The sequence below is a fragment of the Pseudomonas sp. B19125 genome, from assembly GCF_044218855.1.
Lineage (GTDB): Bacteria > Pseudomonadota > Gammaproteobacteria > Pseudomonadales > Pseudomonadaceae > Aquipseudomonas > Aquipseudomonas edaphica.
The window spans coordinates 5,050,022-5,066,428 of sequence record NZ_CP162589.1 but is presented as its reverse complement, the minus strand read 5'-3'; the positions used below and the strand labels follow the sequence as shown (position 1 = coordinate 5,066,428).

Annotated in this window: 18 protein-coding genes; 10 read left to right on the top strand and 8 right to left on the bottom strand. The window is 60.3% G+C overall.

The features are described from left to right. Positions 1-13: 13 nt before the first annotated feature. The 3 genes from AB4P96_RS22950 (at position 14) to cysB (ending at position 2,558) form a co-directional block, all read left to right on the top strand. Positions 14-931, top strand: coding sequence for a 5'-nucleotidase (locus tag AB4P96_RS22950; protein ID WP_017136148.1), 918 nt, complete (start codon positions 14-16; stop codon positions 929-931). A gap of 48 nt (positions 932-979) precedes the next feature. After that, complete coding sequence (locus AB4P96_RS22945) at positions 980-1,480, top strand: universal stress protein (RefSeq protein WP_017136149.1); 501 nt, start codon at positions 980-982, stop codon at positions 1,478-1,480. 103 nt (positions 1,481-1,583) lie between these two features. Continuing rightward, positions 1,584-2,558 carry an HTH-type transcriptional regulator CysB gene (cysB, locus tag AB4P96_RS22940; RefSeq protein WP_003189876.1) on the top strand — a complete coding sequence of 325 codons (975 nt, stop codon included), beginning with the start codon at positions 1,584-1,586 and terminating at the stop codon, positions 2,556-2,558. 54 nt (positions 2,559-2,612) lie between these two features. On the opposite strand, the gene AB4P96_RS22935 is transcribed toward cysB, so the two are convergent. Together AB4P96_RS22935 and AB4P96_RS22930 are read right to left on the bottom strand one after the other, a co-directional pair. Continuing rightward, positions 2,613-3,095: a GreA/GreB family elongation factor gene (locus tag AB4P96_RS22935; protein ID WP_069788694.1), complete on the bottom strand. Its 483-nt coding sequence runs from the start codon at positions 3,093-3,095 to the stop codon at positions 2,613-2,615. A 12-nt stretch (positions 3,096-3,107) separates the two neighbouring features. Next, the gene (locus AB4P96_RS22930; RefSeq protein ID WP_395600119.1) at positions 3,108-3,488 is read right to left on the bottom strand and encodes a hypothetical protein; all 381 of its coding nucleotides are present in this window, start codon (positions 3,486-3,488) and stop codon (positions 3,108-3,110) included. Between the two features lie 132 nt (positions 3,489-3,620). Between AB4P96_RS22930 and earP the strand changes: the two genes are divergently transcribed. Both earP and AB4P96_RS22920 read left to right on the top strand, forming a co-directional pair. Continuing rightward, entirely contained in the window at positions 3,621-4,754 is a 1,134-nt protein-coding gene (gene earP / locus AB4P96_RS22925) for an elongation factor P maturation arginine rhamnosyltransferase EarP (RefSeq protein WP_395600118.1), read from the top strand. A 49-nt stretch (positions 4,755-4,803) separates the two neighbouring features. Next, positions 4,804-5,376, top strand: coding sequence for an elongation factor P (locus tag AB4P96_RS22920; RefSeq protein WP_017136152.1), 573 nt, complete (start codon positions 4,804-4,806; stop codon positions 5,374-5,376). Between the two features lie 67 nt (positions 5,377-5,443). Here the strand turns inward: AB4P96_RS22920 and AB4P96_RS22915 are convergent, their stop codons facing one another. From AB4P96_RS22915 to AB4P96_RS22905, 3 genes are all read right to left on the bottom strand, one after another. Next, positions 5,444-5,863 carry an organic hydroperoxide resistance protein gene (locus AB4P96_RS22915; RefSeq protein ID WP_076017342.1) on the bottom strand — a complete coding sequence of 140 codons (420 nt, stop codon included), beginning with the start codon at positions 5,861-5,863 and terminating at the stop codon, positions 5,444-5,446. A 245-nt stretch (positions 5,864-6,108) separates the two neighbouring features. Next, entirely contained in the window at positions 6,109-6,561 is a 453-nt protein-coding gene (locus AB4P96_RS22910) for a MarR family winged helix-turn-helix transcriptional regulator (protein WP_395600117.1), read from the bottom strand. 79 nt (positions 6,562-6,640) lie between these two features. Next, positions 6,641-7,591, bottom strand: coding sequence for a LysR family transcriptional regulator (locus AB4P96_RS22905; RefSeq protein ID WP_058422841.1), 951 nt, complete (start codon positions 7,589-7,591; stop codon positions 6,641-6,643). A 108-nt stretch (positions 7,592-7,699) separates the two neighbouring features. Here AB4P96_RS22905 and AB4P96_RS22900 point away from each other — a divergent pair, with 108 nt between their 5' ends. Then, positions 7,700-8,449 (top strand): sulfite exporter TauE/SafE family protein, encoded by a 750-nt coding sequence (locus tag AB4P96_RS22900; protein ID WP_017136156.1) that lies wholly within the window; start codon positions 7,700-7,702, stop codon positions 8,447-8,449. Here AB4P96_RS22900 and AB4P96_RS22895 read toward each other — a convergent pair. Next, positions 8,439-9,320 carry a LysR family transcriptional regulator gene (locus AB4P96_RS22895; protein ID WP_395600116.1) on the bottom strand — a complete coding sequence of 294 codons (882 nt, stop codon included), beginning with the start codon at positions 9,318-9,320 and terminating at the stop codon, positions 8,439-8,441. The two genes, AB4P96_RS22900 and AB4P96_RS22895, sit on opposite strands and share 11 nt — an antisense overlap. A 70-nt stretch (positions 9,321-9,390) precedes the next feature. On the opposite strand from AB4P96_RS22895, the gene AB4P96_RS22890 reads away from it, so the two are divergent. Further along, the gene (locus AB4P96_RS22890) at positions 9,391-9,597 is read left to right on the top strand and encodes a DUF1127 domain-containing protein (RefSeq protein ID WP_026013616.1); all 207 of its coding nucleotides are present in this window, start codon (positions 9,391-9,393) and stop codon (positions 9,595-9,597) included. A 45-nt stretch (positions 9,598-9,642) separates the two neighbouring features. Next, complete coding sequence (locus AB4P96_RS22885; protein ID WP_395600115.1) at positions 9,643-10,860, top strand: winged helix-turn-helix domain-containing protein; 1,218 nt, start codon at positions 9,643-9,645, stop codon at positions 10,858-10,860. Between the two features lie 171 nt (positions 10,861-11,031). On the opposite strand, the gene AB4P96_RS22880 is transcribed toward AB4P96_RS22885, so the two are convergent. Next, positions 11,032-12,378: a class II 3-deoxy-7-phosphoheptulonate synthase gene (locus AB4P96_RS22880; RefSeq protein ID WP_017136160.1), complete on the bottom strand. Its 1,347-nt coding sequence runs from the start codon at positions 12,376-12,378 to the stop codon at positions 11,032-11,034. A 124-nt stretch (positions 12,379-12,502) separates the two neighbouring features. On the opposite strand from AB4P96_RS22880, the gene AB4P96_RS22875 reads away from it, so the two are divergent. Further along, a complete protein-coding gene (locus tag AB4P96_RS22875; RefSeq protein WP_017136161.1) occupies positions 12,503-13,258 on the top strand; it encodes a spermidine synthase in 756 nt (251 codons plus the stop codon). A 120-nt stretch (positions 13,259-13,378) separates the two neighbouring features. Here the strand turns inward: AB4P96_RS22875 and AB4P96_RS22870 are convergent, their stop codons facing one another. Then, complete coding sequence (locus AB4P96_RS22870; protein WP_017136162.1) at positions 13,379-14,170, bottom strand: crotonase/enoyl-CoA hydratase family protein; 792 nt, start codon at positions 14,168-14,170, stop codon at positions 13,379-13,381. Between the two features lie 424 nt (positions 14,171-14,594). On the opposite strand from AB4P96_RS22870, the gene AB4P96_RS22865 reads away from it, so the two are divergent. Then, positions 14,595-16,268: a DEAD/DEAH box helicase gene (locus tag AB4P96_RS22865; RefSeq protein WP_017136163.1), complete on the top strand. Its 1,674-nt coding sequence runs from the start codon at positions 14,595-14,597 to the stop codon at positions 16,266-16,268. Positions 16,269-16,407 lie beyond the last annotated feature (139 nt).

Genomic DNA, 16,407 nt, shown 5'->3' with positions numbered 1-16,407 from the left:
GGGGAGAAACACTATGGCGAAAGGATTGGGCGACAAACTGGTGCTGGCGATTTCGTCGCGGGCACTGTTCGACCTGAGCGACAGCCACAAGATCTACCTGAACGAAGGGGTGGAGGCGTATCGCAAATACCAGATCGAACACGAGGAAGAAACCCTCGAACCCGGCGACGCCTTCCCGCTGGTCAAAAAGCTCCTTAGCCTTAACGCCAGCCTCGGGCGTGCCCGCGTCGAAGTGGTGCTGGTGTCACGCAACAGCGCCGACACCGGTTTGCGCGTGTTCAATTCGATCCAGCATTACGGCCTGGATATTTCCCGCGCCGCTTTCGTAGGAGGGCGTAGTCCATATCCTTATTTGGCCGCGTTTGGTTGCCATTTGTTTTTGTCGACCCACGCTGAAGATGTGCGCAGCGCCCTGGATGCTGGTTTTGCTGCGGCGACGATTCTGTCCGGCGGCGCGCGCCGGGCATCGAGTGAAGAACTGCGCATTGCATTCGACGGCGATGCGGTGCTGTTTTCCGATGAGTCGGAGCGCGTGTATCAGGTCGGTGGGATAGAGGCGTTTCATGCCAGCGAGCGCGAGTCGGCACGCGAGCCTTTGCACGGCGGTCCGTTCAAGGGCTTCCTGGCGGCGCTCAACCTGTTGCAGCGCGAGTTCGCGGACGACGCCTGCCCGATCCGCACCGCCCTGGTCACCGCGCGTTCGGCGCCGTCCCATGAGCGGGTGATTCGCACCTTGCGCGAATGGGACATCCGCCTGGATGAGTCACTGTTCCTTGGCGGCCTGGAGAAATCCGCGTTTTTGGAGGCGTTCGCCGCCGATGTGTTTTTCGACGACCAGGCCGGTCATTGTGAGAAAGCCAGGGAGGTGGTAACCACCGGGCATGTGCCCCATGGCATCAGCAATGAGTTGAAAATCCAGACCGAGAGCTAGCTGCTAAGCTCAATCAATCCCCGCCATCCTGGCAGTCCAGGAGGTTCTATGATTCGTTCGATGTTGTATGCCACGGACCTCGGTCTGTATGCGCCGTATGTCATGCAACATGCGCTGGCGCTGGCCCGGACGTTCAAGGCGGATTTGTATGTGATTCATGTGGTCGAGCCGATCGGGTTGTTCGCCGAATCGGTGTTGCAAAGCTACCTTGATGAGAAGGCCCTGAGTGAATGGCAGAGCCAGGGCCTGAACACGGTGATGGCGACCATTGAGCAACGGGTGCTCGACAGTTTTCGCGAGGAGTTGGGGGAGGGCGAGCAAGACCTGCAGTTGATTCGCTCGGTGCGCGTGATCCAGGGGGACCCGTGCGAGGTGATTCTCGACCAACTGCGTAAACTTTCCGTTGACCTGTTGATCGTAGGTAGTCATAGCCACACAACCGCGACCGCCACACCGCTTGGGCGCACGGCGGCGCGGGTACTGCAACTGGCCACAGTGCCGGTTTACATGGTGCCGTCGCTACAGCGTCGACGCACTGATGACACGTGATGGGTAAAAACGATAAAAAGTTCTAGATTTATCTGTCTGACCTTTAATATAGTTATATACCGTCGCTGATACCCGTGGCGTCTATCCGCTTTGAGGGACATATATGAAGCTTCAACAACTGCGCTACATCTGGGAAGTGGCGCACCACGACCTCAACGTTTCCGCTACCGCTCAAAGCCTTTACACCTCGCAACCCGGTATCAGCAAGCAGATCCGCCTGCTCGAAGACGAGCTGGGCGTCGAAGTATTCGCGCGCAGCGGCAAACACCTGACCCGTGTGACCCCGGCCGGTGAGCGCATTATCACCACCGCCGGCGAGATCCTGCGCAAAGTCGAAAGCATCAAGCAGATCGCCCAGGAATTCTCCAACGAGAAGAAAGGCACCCTGTCGATCGCCACCACCCACACCCAGGCGCGTTATGCCTTGCCGCCGGTGATCCGCGATTTCATCAAGCAATACCCCGATGTGGCCCTGCACATGCACCAGGGTTCGCCGATGCAGATCGCCGAGATGGCTGCTGACGGCACCGTCGATTTTGCCATCGCCACCGAAGCCCTTGAGCTGTTCGGCGACCTGGTGATGATGCCGTGCTACCGCTGGAACCGTTGCGTGGTCGTGCCCCAGGGCCACCCGTTGGCCAAGCTGCCGAAGCTGACCCTCGAAGCCCTGGCTGAATACCCGATCGTCACTTACGTATTCGGCTTTACCGGCCGCTCCAAGCTCGATGAAGCCTTCAGCCATCGCGGCCTCACGCCGAAAGTGGTGTTCACCGCCGCCGACGCCGACGTGATCAAGACCTACGTGCGCCTGGGCCTGGGTGTGGGTATCGTCGCCAAGATGGCAGTCGACACCAACCTCGATAAAGACCTGGTCGTGCTCGACGCCAGCGAATTGTTCGAGTCCAGCGTGACCAAGATCGGCTTCCGCCGTGGCACCTTCCTGCGTGGTTTCATGTGCGACTTCATCGAGAAGTTTGCACCGCACCTGACCCGTGAAGTCATGGCCAAGGCGATCCAGTGCCATAACAAGCAGGAACTGGAAGAGCTGTTTGACGGCGTTGAATTGCCCGTCCACTGATATTGATTATTGCAGGTGTGGCGAGGGAGCAAGCTCCCTCGCCACAGGAGTGGTTTATTTGGCCTCGGTAACCGTAAAGTGTTGCCGGGCGCCCGCCACCAGAATCTCCACCTCATCACCCTCGAACTTGCCCAGCAGGCTTTTGCCCAGGGGCGAGCGCGGGGTGATGACGGTCACCGGCTGGCCCACCACATCGACTTTCAAGCCTGCCGCATCCGGCGCCAGGAACAGCCACTGCTGGCGGCTGTTCTCGTCCTCCAGGCCCAGTAGCGTGCCGACCTCAATCCCGCGTTGATCATCGTAGGCGCGTAGTTGCAGGTTCTGGCACAACGCCAGCGCTTGCTTGATCTCTTCGACGCGTTTGGCTTGCCCGGCCGCGAGGTAGGAAGCTTCCAGCCCCAAGGTGTCGTACTTGTTCTCCGCGATGTTTTCTTCGTGGGTCGCGGTTTCGTAGGCGGTCTGTGCGGCACGCTGAGCGATGTCGAGGTCGACGCTGAGTTTTTCCAGGATCAACTGGTGAACGGCATGTTTATTCATGGGTGTGCTGGGTCATTCGCAAAATTGCAGGACATTCGCCTTGCTCTTTTCATTGGGCGCGTTCTGGTCTTGTTGCAGCCAGAACTGGCATTTGGGGTTGGACAGGTTGCGCGCATTGTTGCGCGCCTGGTCCAGGGTTTGTTGTTGTTCCTGCTTGCGCAGGTTCTCGGTGTATTGCTCGAACATACGGTTCGGCGGCTCCGGCGCCACAGCGGCCGGTTTGCCCATCTGTTGAACGGCTTGTTGAACCGCTTGAGCCACGGGTGCGAGGCTTTGCGGGAACAGGTAGCGCGAGGTCAGCCAGGCGGTCAGCACAATGGCGATAAACCCCAGCCACAGGCCAAAGGCCACGGCAGCACTGAGCTTGAACAGCGACAACGGACGTTCGGACATGTTGGCCTCCTGGCAGGCATTGACGGCGTGGCGGCGATTGTCGCACAGCCACTGTGCAGAATAATCGCGATCAAGCCTTCTGCATCGGCGCATTTATGCGGACAATCGAGCCTTTGAATGTTGGAGCCCGGAATGAAAGCCCGCTGGGATATTTTTTGCAGCGTCGTCGACAACTACGGCGACATCGGCGTGACCTGGCGCCTGGCCCGGCAGTTGGTGGTTGAGCATGCGTGCGAAGTGCGCTTATGGGTCGACGACCTGCGCGCCTTCGAGCGCATGTGCCCCGAAATCGAGGTGCAGCGCGATCAGCAATGGCAGGAAGGCGTTGAAGTGCGTCACTGGCCGGCCGACTGGCCGCAGACGCCACCCGCCGACGTTGTGATCGCCGCCTTCGCTTGCCAGTTGCCGCCCGATTATATGGAGGCCATGGCCGCGCGCGAACGCACGCCGTTGTGGATGAACCTGGATTACCTCAGCGCCGAAGACTGGGTGGTGGGTTGCCACCGCCTGCCGTCGGTGAAGTTCAAGGGCGTGCAAAAGTACTTCTTCTTTCCGGGGTTTCGTCCGGGCACGGGCGGGCTTTTGCGTGAAGGCGGGTTGTTGGAGCAGCGTCAGGCATTTCAGCATGACGGCGCAGCGCGACAACAATTCCTGCAGTCGATAGGCGTCGTTCCGGCAGCCGGTGCGCGGCTGATGTCGTTGTTTGCCTATGAAAATGCCGGGCTCGCCAGCTGGCTGGACGTGTTGGCGACGGATGGGCATGCCACTCATCTGTTGGTGCCGGAAGGCCGCATCCTCGGCGACGTGCAGCGCTGGCTCGGTGTCGAGGCGCTGGCGGTGGGCGATGTGCATCAACGCGAGGCGCTGACCGTGCAGGTGCTGCCGTTCGTGCGCCAGGAACAATATGACCGCCTGCTGTGGTGCTGCGACTTCAACGCCGTGCGCGGCGAAGACTCGTTCGTGCGTGCCCAATGGGCAGGGCGGCCGTTGCTGTGGCACATCTATCGCCAGGACGAAGACATCCACCTGGACAAGCTCGACGCCTTTCTAGCGCTGTACACCGCCGCGTTGTCGCCCGCCGCCAAGGTCGCTGTGGTGACCCTGTGGCAAGCCTGGAACGCTGATGGCGATATGGCACAAGCGTGGAAAATGCTCATGGAACACTGGCCGGAGGTACACCTGCACGCGCAAACCTGGTGTCTGGAACAAGGCTTGCAGGCCGATCTTGCGACGGCGCTGGTACAGTTTTATGAAAGTTGGATATGATACGCCACCTTGAATTTTGTAAATCCCATCCAAATTTCGGATATATGCAATGAAAACTGGTAAAGAACTGAAACCCGGTACAGTGATCCGTCTCGAAAACGACCCTTGGCTGGTTCAGAAAGCTGAGTTCACCAAGTCTGGTCGTAACAGCGCAATCATGAAGACCAAGCTGAAGAACCTGCTGACCGGTTACAAGACCGAGATCGTCTACAGCGCCGATGACAAACTGGACGACGTGATCCTCGACCGCAAAGAAGCGACCCTGTCCTTCATCAGCGGCGACACCTACACGTTCATGGACACCACCGACTACACCATGTACGAGCTGAACGCTGAAGATATCGAAGCCGTTCTGCCGTTCGTGGAAGAAGGCATGGAAGACGTCTGCGAAGCGATCTTCTTCGAAGACCGTCTGGTTTCCGTAGAGCTGCCGACCACCATCGTGCGTAAAGTTGCCTACACCGAAGGTTCCGCTCGCGGCGACACTTCGGGCAAGGTGATGAAGCCTGCCAAACTGGCTAACGGTACCGAGCTGCAAGTTGCTGATTTCATCGAAATCGACGACATGATCGAAATCGACACCCGTGAAGGTGGTTCGTACAAAGGTCGCGCCAAGAAGTAATTCTGGCCCAACCGTACGACAAAAAAAGCCCGACCTGGCGTCGGGCTTTTTTGTGCGCGTGTGTAAATCAGACCGTCACGTGCAGGCGCACATCGACGTTGCCACGGGTGGCGTTGGAGTACGGGCAGACCTGGTGCGCGGCGTCGACCAGGCTTTGCGCCTCGTCTTGTGCCAGGCCCGGCAGGCTGACGTGCAGGTCGATGTCCAGGCCGAAACCGCCGGGGATTTGGCCGATGCCGACGTGGGCGGTGATCGAGGCGTCATCCGGGATTTTGCGTTTTGTCTGGCTGGCGACGAATTTCAGCGCGCCGATAAAGCAGGCCGAATAGCCGGCGGCGAACAGTTGCTCGGGGTTGGTGGCCTGGCCGCCAGCGCCGCCCAATTCTTTTGGGGTGGAGAGTTTGACGTCGAGGATGTTGTCGCTGGAAACAGCGCGACCATCACGGCCGCCGGTGGCGGTGGCTACTGCGGTATAGAGCGTTTGCATGGTGTCGTCCTCTTGTGGTTTAGCGCTAAATGTTTGCGCGCTAAGTAGTTGGTGAGGCGAATATATAGCGCTAATATTTAGCGCGCAAGATAAATATAAAAAATGTTTTGTTGAGTACAAAAATCCCAAAATGTGGGAGCGGGCTTGCCCGCGATGGCGGTGAATCAGTTAGCACATCTGGCGACTGACACACCGCTATCGCGGGCAAGCCCCACATTCAGATTTTTAGTGTTTGGAAAATCGCGTCAGACAGCGCCCTGCAAATTACTACGCAACGCAATCAGATCCGCCTGCAGCTTGCGCAACTGCTCAAGCTGCATACCGCTCGCTCCCAGAATGCACTGCGGAATCCCCATTGCCTTTTCCTGCAAGGCACGTCCCGCTTCGGTCAGTTCCACCACCACCACCCGCTCATCTTCACGCTTGCGGGTGCGGCTGAGCAGGCCTTCGGCTTCCAGGCGTTTGAGCAATGGCGTGAGGGAGCCCGGATCGGTGAGCAAGCGGTGGCTGATTTCGCCGACGGTCAAGCCATCCTCTTCCCACAGCACCATCATGGCCAAGTGCTGCGGGTAGGTCAGGCCGAGGGCTTGTAGCAGCGGCTTGTAGACTTTGGTCATCAGCAACGAGGTGGAGTGCAGGGCGAAACACAGCTGGTTGTCCAGCATCAGGTTTTCGCACGGGTTGGGATTTTTACTCATGGTGCTGCCTTAAAAAGCGTGTATGCCCAGGAATCTAGCGGGCAAACCTTTAATGCGCCAGATAATTCTGGCGCAGCGGTCAGACCAGGCCGCTTTGCAGCGCCAGATCCCATGGCGGCACAGGGCTGAAACGCGATTTGAGGTATTCCAGCAGCAAACGGCTGCGCGCATTCGGTTGCTGTTCCAGGCGCAACGCGTAGATGCCAGCGGTTTCCGGGCTGGGCAGACCGTTTTCGCAAAACAGCGGCAGCAACTCGCCGCGCACCAGGTATTCGCTGGCCAGCCACGTGGGCAGGTGGGCGATACCCAGCCCGGCAAGGGCGCCAGACAGTAGTGCTTCGGCGTTGTTGGCGCTCATGCGGATACGCCGCGGCCGGTAGAGGGTGCGGCGCCCATCCAGTTCGAAGCGCCACGCGAACATCGGCGCCAGGCCGTCCCAGTCCAGGCCATCGTGCTCGCTCAGCTCGCGTGGGTGGCTGGGCGTGCCATGGCTTTTGAGGTATGCCGGGCTGGCACAGGCGATGCGCACAATGCTCGCCAGGGGCGTGGCCACCAGGCGAGTGTCAACGATATGCCCGGCGCGCAGCACCAAATCGACTTTGCCCAGGTGCGCGCCCTGCATATCGACAAAGCTGTCGATCAAGTGCAGGTGCACATCGAGCCCAGGGTACACATTCAAAAAGTCGGCAATTACCGGCGCCAAGTGCCGTCGACCAAAGGCGGCCGGGGCGTCCACCCGGATCAAGCCTTCCGGTGCATGGCTCAAGGACACGGCTTCGGCACGGGCCAGCTGCAATTCGCTGACGATCCGCCGCGCCCGCTCGGCGAAGGCCAGGCCCGCCGGCGTGGGCAGCACCGCGTGGGTGCTGCGCTGGAACAGGCGGCTGCCCACCGAGCTTTCCAGGCTGTCGATGCGCCGCGCTACCGCCGAGGGTGTCAGTGGGTGGCGGCGCGCGGCGGCGGAAAAACTGCCGGTCTCCAATACATCCAGAAACAGGCTCAGTTGCTCGGTCAGAGTGTTGGGGTTCATGGGCGTGCGCTTATGCGAGATTGGCACAGCCATTGTGCGTTGCTGTGCGTTTCCACGCTATAGCCGACTGCGTAGCATGCAAGGCCTGGGCTTCTGGAGTGGTGAGCGGTGATGGATTTGGCGATGTATCTGGTATTGGGCGCGGCGCTCGGTACGGTCGGCGGGTTGTTTGGCATTGGTGGCGGGCTGATCGCAATTCCGGTACTGGGCGTGTTGTTCGGCCTGGATCAACAGATTGCCCAAGGCACGGCCTTGGTGATGGTCGTGCCCAACGTGATGCTGGCCTTGTGGCGTTACCATCAACGCAACCGGATTGAATTGCGTCACGCGCTGCCGCTGGGGGTCATGGGCTTCAGCTTTGCCTGGCTGGGTTCGATCTGGGCGGTGGGCCTGGACGCCGGGGCCATGCGCATCGGCTTCATCGCGTTCTTGCTGACGCTGGCGGCGTACAACCTGCTGCGCCTGTTCACCCGCAACGCACCGCCGTCTGCGCAAATGCGTTATTCCTGGCCATGGCTTGGCGTGCTGGGTGCTGCGTCCGGTTCCATGGGCGGCTTGTTCGGCGTGGGCGGCGCGGTGGTTGCCACGCCGGTACTGACCAGCCTGTTCGGCACCACCCAAGTGGTTGCGCAAGGCTTGTCGCTGGCCCTGGCATTGCCCAGTACCAGTGTGACGCTGGTCACCTACGCCTGGCACCATGAAGTGGACTGGATGATCGGCGTGCCGCTGGCGGTGGGTGGTCTGCTGAGCATCAGTTGGGGCGTGAAAGTCGCCCATGCGCTGCCGGAGCGTGTGTTGCGCGGGCTGTTCTGCGCTTTCCTGGCGGTGTGTGCGGTGATGTTGACCTTTAAAGTCTGAAGCCTTCGACGATGTATTGCGCCAGGCATTCGGTGATCGGCGAGGTCATTGCCGGGTTGCGTAACAAGTGCAGGTTCATCGAGGGCAGTGGCGGGAAGCCGTCGTCGCTGCTCAGGATTCGCAAGTCGTCGGTCACCAGGCTTTCCATGCACACCATCACTGCCAGGCCAGCGTTAACCACCGCCTGGATCGCCGCCACATTAGAGCTGTGGTAGGCCATGCGATAATCACGCCCGGCCGCATCCAGCGCTGCACGGGTCCACTGGTAGTAAAGGCAGTCAGTACCGGAACCGGCCAGGGGCAGTGCCTCGTGCTCGTCCACGCAGAAGCACGGCGCGGCCGCCCACACCATGCGCTCGGTGCGCAACAACTCGCCGATTTCCTTGCCGGGTTCACGGCTGATGACGGTCAGCGCCAAGTCTCTGCGCTGCATCAACACCGATGATGACTCGCAGTGCATCTCGATCTGGATCAGTGGGTAGGCCTTGGAAAACTGTTTTAGAATGCCCGGCAGAAAGCGCATCACGTAGTCATCCGGCGTGCCGATGCGCACCAATCCCACCATATGCGGTTCGCGCAGGGTGTTGAACACTTCACTGTGCAGTTTCAGGATGCGCCGTGCATAACCCAGTAATACCTCGCCTTCCGGCGTGAGCCTTACTTGGCGGCCATCGCGCTCGAACAACTTGCGTTGCAGCACGTCTTCTTCCAGCCGCTTCATCTGCATGCTCACCGCCGATTGCGTGCGGTTGACCAACTCGCCGGCGCGGGTAAAGCCGCCCTGGTCGGCGATGGCGACGAAGGTGCGCAGTACGTCGGTGTCAATGCTCGGGTAGCTGGACAATAGATCAATCTCAGAGATGTATTGCATAAAAAACATTCGTTGGATTGATCATAAGGCCAGGCACACACTTGCGCCATCCCCACTGGAGGGCGAGAAGATGAAAGGTCAGAAAGGTTTTGTGTTGCTGGGCAAGCGCCCGTTTTCCGTGCTGCTTCGCAGCATTGCCCGCTGGCAGGCGCTGCATGAGGAGCGCCATGCCCTGGCAAGCTTGAGCGATGAAGCGCTTAAGGATATTGGGCTTAACCGCAGCGATGTCGAGCAGGAGCGTCATCTGCATTTCTGGCAAGACCCGCTGCGAAAATAAGCCAGGATGCAGTAGGGTGGTCGGCGAGCTCACACGGAGAGACCCATGCCCGTCGACCTGTCGTTTTCCCTCAAGCAAGCACGCCGCATGGCGCTGGTGGCCCAGGGATTTTCCGGGCGCCAGGCGCCAGCATTGATCAAGGCTGCGCACCTCAACCGTTTGATTGAGCGGTTGGGTGTATTGCAGATCGATTCGGTCAACGCCGTGGTGCGTTCCCATTACCTGCCGCTGTTTTCGCGCCTGGGCAATTACTCCCCGTTGATCCTTGAACACGCTGCCTGGAGCCAGGGCCGGCGCCGCTCGTTGTTTGAGTATTGGGGCCATGAGGCCTCCTTGCTGCCCATGGCGCTGTACCCGTTGATGCGCTGGCGCATGGAGCGGGCAAAGTTAGGGCAGGGCATCTATTCGCAGATGGCGCGCTTTGGGCGTGAGCAGCAGGCCACCATTCAGCGCGTGCTGCACACCGTCGAGCAGCAAGGCGCATTGGGCGCGGGCAGCTTGTCGACCCGCGAGGAGCGTGCCGGCCCCTGGTGGGATTGGAGTGAGGAAAAACACGCACTGGAATGGCTGTTCGCCGCCGGTTTGGTCACCGTCGCGGGCCGGCGCGGTTTTGAGCGGCTCTATGATTTGCCGGAACGGGTCATTCCCGCCGATATTCTTCAAGCGTCTGTGAGCGAAGCCGAAGCTCAGCGCGGTTTGCTGCTGCACAGCGCGACTGCATTGGGCGTCGCCACCGAAAAAGACCTGCGCGACTATTTCCGCCTGGACCCCGCCGACAGCCGTGGCCGCCTGGCCGAGTTGGTCGAGGATGGGCAGTTGCAGGTGTGCCAGGTGCAGGGCTGGAAGCAGGCGGCTTACTGCCTGCCTGAACCCAAAGTGCCACGCAAAGTGCCCGCAAGCGCCTTGCTCTCGCCGTTCGATTCATTGATCTGGGAGCGCAGCCGCACCGAGCGTCTGTTCGATTTTCGTTACCGGCTGGAGATCTACACCCCGCAACACAAACGGGTGTATGGCTACTACGTGCTGCCGTTTTTGCACAATGAGCGGATTGCCGCGCGGGTTGACCTGCGCGCCGAACGCGCCAATGGGCGCCTGGCAGTGCACGCGGTGCACGAGGAAGAACCGGGGCTGGATGAGGAAGGGATGCAGGCGTTGGCCCTGAATCTGCGGCAGATGGCGGACTGGCTGGGGTTGGAGCAGGTGCAGCTCAACTGCCAGCGGCCGAGTGCGGCGCGGCTTCGGGTGGCGATGTTGCAAATATGAGTTGTCGAGGGCTTTTGTGGCGAGCGGGCTTGCCCCGCGTTGGGCTGCGAAGCAGCCCCATTACAAACACCTCGGTATATCTGGAAGAACGGGCTGGCTGGTTTCAGGGTGGCTTCGCCACCCAGCGCGGGGCAAGCCCGCTCGCCACAACAAGCCCATCAAACCCATGAGTCAGCGTTTGACTTGCTTCAACGTCTCGGCAATCAAAAACGCCAATTCCAGCGACTGATCGGCATTCATCCGTGGGTCGCAATGCGTGTGATAACGGTCAGACAAGCCATCTTCGGTAATCGGCCGCGCGCCGCCAATGCATTCGGTGACGTTCTGCCCGGTCATCTCGATATGGATCCCGCCGGCATAGCTGCCCTCGGCCTGGTGGACCTGGAAGAACTCCTTCACCTCGCCAAGAATCTGCGCAAAGTCGCGGGTCTTGTAGCCGCTGCTGGCCTTGATGGTGTTGCCGTGCATCGGGTCCGAACTCCACAGCACCTGCTTGCCCTCGCGCTGTACCGCACGAATCAGGTTGGGCAGGTGGTCGCCGACCTTGCCGGCGCCCATGCGCGCAATCAGGTTGAGGCGGCCTGGGTCGTTGTCCGGGTTGAGGATGTCGATCAGGCGGATCAGGTCCTCAGGCTTCATGCTCGGGCCGACCTTGACCCCGATCGGGTTGTTGACCCCGCGCAGGAACTCGACGTGGGCACCGTCCAGCTGACGGGTGCGGTCGCCGATCCAAAGCATATGGGCCGAGCAGTCGTAGTAGTCGTTGGTCAGGCTGTCGCGGCGCACGAAGGCCTGTTCATAGTTCAGCAGCAGCGCTTCGTGGGCGGTGAAGAAGCTGGTTTCGCGCAATTGCGGCGAGCTGTCCATACCGCAGGCGCGCATGAACGCCAGGGTTTCGTCGATGCGATCGGCCAGTTGGCTGTATTTTTCGGCCAGCGCGGAGTTGGCGATAAAGTCCAGGTTCCACTTGTGCACCTGGTGCAGGTCGGCAAACCCGCCCTGGGCAAACGCGCGCAGCAAATTCAGGGTGGCAGTGGACTGGTGGTAAGACTGCAGCAGTCGGTCCGGGTCTGGCACGCGGCTTTTTTCGTCGAAGCCGATGCCGTTGACGATGTCGCCACGGTAGGCGGGCAGGGTGACGCCGTCGATGGTTTCATCGTTGGCCGAACGCGGCTTGGCAAACTGGCCGGCCATGCGTCCAACCTTGACCACCGGGCAACCGGCGGCGAAGGTCATCACGATCGCCATCTGCAACAGTACTTTGAAGGTGTCGCGGATTTTTGCAGCAGAAAACTCGGCAAAGCTTTCGGCGCAATCACCACCTTGCAACAGGAAGGCGCGGCCCTGGGTCACTTCGGCAAACTGACGGCGCAATTCGCGTGCTTCCCCGGCAAATACCAGTGGCGGGTAGCTGGCCAGGCTTTGCTCCACTTGCAGCAAGTGCGCAGCGTCCGGGTACTGGGGTTGTTGCTGGATCGGCAGGGCGCGCCAGCTGTCGGGGCTCCAGGGTTGGCTCATCATGAACTCGATAGGTTGATTGACGGTCGGGCGCCAATGTTAGCAGCAATTAGTGCGTGACCTGTTGCCGCCGCTTGGCCGACAATCGCGCCTTTGCCGTGCGGTAAACCCTTTAGGAGTAGTGATGAGCGAGGAGCGTGTCGAGCGCCTGCTGGCTGAAGTCCATGATGATTTCGGCATGATTCGTGTGCTCGAAGTGGCTGATTACCGTTTTCTCGAGTTTGGCGATGCCATCGAGCAAAGCTGCGTGTTTACCGCCGACCCGAGCTGGCTCGAGTACGACTACACCCGCGCGATGTTGATTGGCGCGTTGTGCCATGAGCAACCGGAAAGCGCGCTGTTCCTCGGCCTGGGCGCCGGTACGCTGACCCAGGCGTGCCTCAAGTTTCTGCCGCTGGAAGACGTCGAGGCCATCGAGCTGCGCCCGGATGTGCCGCGCCTGGCCATCGAGTACCTGGGGCTGGATGACGACCCGCGCTTGTACATCCGTATTGGTGACGCGTTGCAATTGCTCGATACCGCCGAGTCGGCCGACCTGATTTTCGTCGACTTGTATACGGATGTTGGCCCAGGCGTCGGGCACCTGGCCTGGACCTTTCTGGAAAACTGCCAGAAAAAACTCAACCCGGGTGGCTGGCTGGTGATCAACCAGTGGGCGACCGATGACGGTAAACCATTGGGCGCGGCGTTGTTGCGCGGGTTGTATCACCGGCATTACTGGGAACTGCCGGTGAAGGAGGGCAATGTGATTTTGCTGGTGCCTTCGGAGCTGGATCAGGAACTGGATATGGCAGCGTTGTCGGACCGCGCCGAGGCGTTGGCGCCGCGGTTGGGGTATTCGTTGCAGGCGTTGATCAAGGCGATTCGGCCGGCGACTTAGTTGCCCGTACTGACGCCATCGCGGGCAAGCCCGGCTCCCACAGTTGAATAGCATTTTCCGGTTGAAATGCATTCCACCTGTGGGAGCGGGCTTGCCCGCGATGAGGCCCGCACAGCCTACTCAAATCCCCTTGAACACCCCCGGCCGCTTCTCAACCATCGCCCGCACACCTTCTTTGGCATCTTCACTGTTCAACAGTTTCTCCACCACCACCTGCAACCCGGCCGCCGCCACGGCTTCACCTTCCATGCGTGCCTGGCGCGCCGACATCAACGTCGCCTGCACGCCCAGCGGTGCCTGGCGGGCAATGCGGCTGGCCAGTTCGATGGCGCGCGGCAGCAGGTCTTCACTGGCCATCACTTCCTGCACCAACCCCAGCCGCAGCGCCTCATGGGCGTCGAACTCATCGCCGGTCAGCAGCCAGCGCATCGCGTTGCCCCAGCCGGCGATCTGATGAAAGCGCAGGGTCGCGCCGCCAAACGGGAAAATCCCGCGCTGCACTTCCATCTGCGCAAAGCGCGTATTGCTGGCACAGAGGTTGATATCCGCCGCCAGCATCAATTCGATGCCGATGGTCAGGCAGTAACCCTGGGCCGCGACGATCACCGGTTTATTGACGCGGGGGCCGGCAAACACGCCCCACGGATCGCAGCCGCCCAACGGTGGTTGCCAGCCTCCCGACATCACGCCACTGACATTGGCCAGGTCCAGCCCGGCAGTAAAATGTTCGCCGTGGGCGAATACCACGGCCACGCGAGCGTCGTCGTTTCGATCAAATTCGCCATAGGCCAGGCTCAGCTCATTGAGCAGGTCCAGGTCAAAGGCATTGCGCTTGGCCACTCGATCCAGTCCCAACAGCAGGACATGACCCTGTAATTCACGGCTGACGCGACTGCTGCTGGCTTGATTCATCGGGGGTGGCCTCGGGGGCTTGGGTAGGGTTTTAGACCAGTGGGCCTTAATGGGCAGGTGAACCGTTTAAGTGTTGTGACCAACAGGGCCGGGCCTTTGAAAAATAGACCTTGGCGCGGGTATACGCAAAGAAGGTGACGTAGCGCGGTATATCGGCACTTTCGGATAAAAAAAGCTCCCTTTTTCAGCTATTTCCGGTATAGTGCGCGCCGGCCTTTAACCGGGCCGCGTTTAGGTAGCGCAATTCCCCGAAGTCAGCTTCGGCTGCACGTCCGCACAGCGGACTCTCCCTTGACGAATCTTTTTCATTCATTCGTTTTCGCAAATCCCCGCCGACAAAGCAGCCAGGGCGACTCTTGAGTCTCAACACGGCATGCGCAGCTTTGGAGCATGGGTCTTTGCGGATGCACTTAGAGGCAGACCCATGACCCAGGAAACCGGCGGCTTCGCCGCTTTTAATCTTAACCCGAACATTCTTGCTGCCGTCATCGCGACCGGCTACGAAGAACCTTCGGCTATTCAGCAGCAATCGATCCCGATCATCATGGCCGGCCAGGACATGATTGGCCAGGCGCAAACCGGTACCGGTAAAACCGCCGCGTTCGCCCTGCCTATCCTGCACTGCATCGATCCTGCCAAGCGCGAGCCGCAAGCCCTGATCCTGGCGCCAACCCGTGAGTTGGCGCTGCAAGTAGCAACCGCTTTTGAAACCTACGCCAAGCAAATGCCAGGCGTAACCGTTGTGGCCGTTTACGGCGGCGCGCCTATGGGCCCACAACTTAAAGCAATCCGTAACGGCGCACAGATCGTTGTCGCCACGCCGGGCCGTCTGTGCGACCACCTGCGTCGTGACGAGAAAGTGCTGTCGACCGTGAACCACCTGGTTCTGGACGAAGCTGACGAAATGTTGAAGCTGGGCTTCATGGATGACCTGGAAGTCATCTTTAAAGCACTGCCACCGACCCGTCAGACCGTACTGTTCTCGGCCACCCTGCCACAGTCGATCCGTGCCATTGCCGAACGCCACCTGCGCGATCCGCAACACGTGAAGATCCAGACCAAGACTCAGACCGTTACCGCGATCGAACAGGCTCACCTGTTGGTTCACGCTGACCAGAAGACCTCGGCTGTATTGAGCCTGCTGGAAGTCGAAGACTTCGACGCCCTGATCATGTTCGTGCGCACCAAGCAAGCGACCCTGGACCTGGCCAGTGCCCTGGAAGCCAAAGGCTATAAAGCCGCTGCGCTGAACGGTGACATTGCCCAGAACCAACGTGAGCGCGTGATCGACTCCCTCAAGGATGGCCGTCTGGACATCGTTGTGGCGACCGACGTTGCCGCCCGTGGCCTCGACGTTCCACGTATCACTCACGTGTTCAACGTTGACATGCCTTACGATCCAGAGTCCTACGTTCACCGTATCGGCCGTACCGGCCGTGCGGGTCGCGAAGGTCGTGCACTGCTGCTGGTGACTCCGCGTGAGCGCCGCATGCTGCAAGTGATCGAGCGTGTAACCGGTCAGAAAGTTGCCGAAGTCCGCCTGCCGGATGCCCAGGCCGTTCTCGATGCTCGCATCAAGAAACTGACCAACAGCTTGTCGCCGCTGGTGGCTGACGCTGAATCGACCCACGGCGACCTGCTGGACCGCCTGACTGCCGATATCGGTTGCACCCCACGTGCCCTGGCTGCAGCTCTGCTGCGCAAAGCCACCAACGGTCAGGCCCTGACCCTGGCAGCGATCGAGAAAGAACGCCCACTGGTACCGAACAACGCGCCACGCGGTGATCGTCCAGAGCGTACCGGTGACCGTCCAGACCGTGGTGATCGTGAGCGTCGCGCTCCGGTTCCATTGGCTGAAGGTCGTGCTCGCTGCCGTACCGCGCTGGGCGCGCGTGATGGCATCGCTGCCAAGAACCTGCTGGGCGCTATCCTCAATGAGGGTGGCCTGGCACGTGAAGCCATCGGTCGCATCCAGGTTCGTGACAGCTTCTCCCTGGTGGAGCTGCCGGAAGACGGCCTGGAAAAACTGCTGGCCAAGCTCAAAGACACTCGCGTTGCCGGTAAGCAGCTGAAGCTGCGTCGCTACCGCGAAGATTGATCCGCCCTTGGGCTGATTGATCGCAGATAAAAAATCCCCGACTGGTTCGGGGATTTTTTATGCCTGGCATTTCTTTCGGATCAGCACCCGATCAAATGTGGGAGCTGGCTTGCCTGCGATAGCGGTGTATCAGTGGCAA

Coding starts and splice junctions, on each gene's coding strand:
- AB4P96_RS22930 (WP_395600119.1), bottom strand. CDS start 3,488: ATGTCCGAACGTCCGTTGTCGCTGTTCAAGCTCAGTGCTGCCGTGGCC.
- AB4P96_RS22935 (WP_069788694.1), bottom strand. CDS start 3,095: ATGAATAAACATGCCGTTCACCAGTTGATCCTGGAAAAACTCAGCGTC.
- AB4P96_RS22875 (WP_017136161.1), top strand. CDS start 12,503: ATGAGCGAGGAGCGTGTCGAGCGCCTGCTGGCTGAAGTCCATGATGAT.
- AB4P96_RS22865 (WP_017136163.1), top strand. CDS start 14,595: ATGACCCAGGAAACCGGCGGCTTCGCCGCTTTTAATCTTAACCCGAAC.
- AB4P96_RS22890 (WP_026013616.1), top strand. CDS start 9,391: ATGAAAGGTCAGAAAGGTTTTGTGTTGCTGGGCAAGCGCCCGTTTTCC.
- cysB (WP_003189876.1), top strand. CDS start 1,584: ATGAAGCTTCAACAACTGCGCTACATCTGGGAAGTGGCGCACCACGAC.
- AB4P96_RS22895 (WP_395600116.1), bottom strand. CDS start 9,320: ATGCAATACATCTCTGAGATTGATCTATTGTCCAGCTACCCGAGCATT.
- AB4P96_RS22945 (WP_017136149.1), top strand. CDS start 980: ATGATTCGTTCGATGTTGTATGCCACGGACCTCGGTCTGTATGCGCCG.
- AB4P96_RS22885 (WP_395600115.1), top strand. CDS start 9,643: ATGCCCGTCGACCTGTCGTTTTCCCTCAAGCAAGCACGCCGCATGGCG.
- AB4P96_RS22915 (WP_076017342.1), bottom strand. CDS start 5,863: ATGCAAACGCTCTATACCGCAGTAGCCACCGCCACCGGCGGCCGTGAT.
- AB4P96_RS22870 (WP_017136162.1), bottom strand. CDS start 14,170: ATGAATCAAGCCAGCAGCAGTCGCGTCAGCCGTGAATTACAGGGTCAT.
- AB4P96_RS22920 (WP_017136152.1), top strand. CDS start 4,804: ATGAAAACTGGTAAAGAACTGAAACCCGGTACAGTGATCCGTCTCGAA.
- AB4P96_RS22880 (WP_017136160.1), bottom strand. CDS start 12,378: ATGAGCCAACCCTGGAGCCCCGACAGCTGGCGCGCCCTGCCGATCCAG.
- earP (WP_395600118.1), top strand. CDS start 3,621: ATGAAAGCCCGCTGGGATATTTTTTGCAGCGTCGTCGACAACTACGGC.
- AB4P96_RS22905 (WP_058422841.1), bottom strand. CDS start 7,591: ATGAACCCCAACACTCTGACCGAGCAACTGAGCCTGTTTCTGGATGTA.
- AB4P96_RS22910 (WP_395600117.1), bottom strand. CDS start 6,561: ATGAGTAAAAATCCCAACCCGTGCGAAAACCTGATGCTGGACAACCAG.
- AB4P96_RS22950 (WP_017136148.1), top strand. CDS start 14: ATGGCGAAAGGATTGGGCGACAAACTGGTGCTGGCGATTTCGTCGCGG.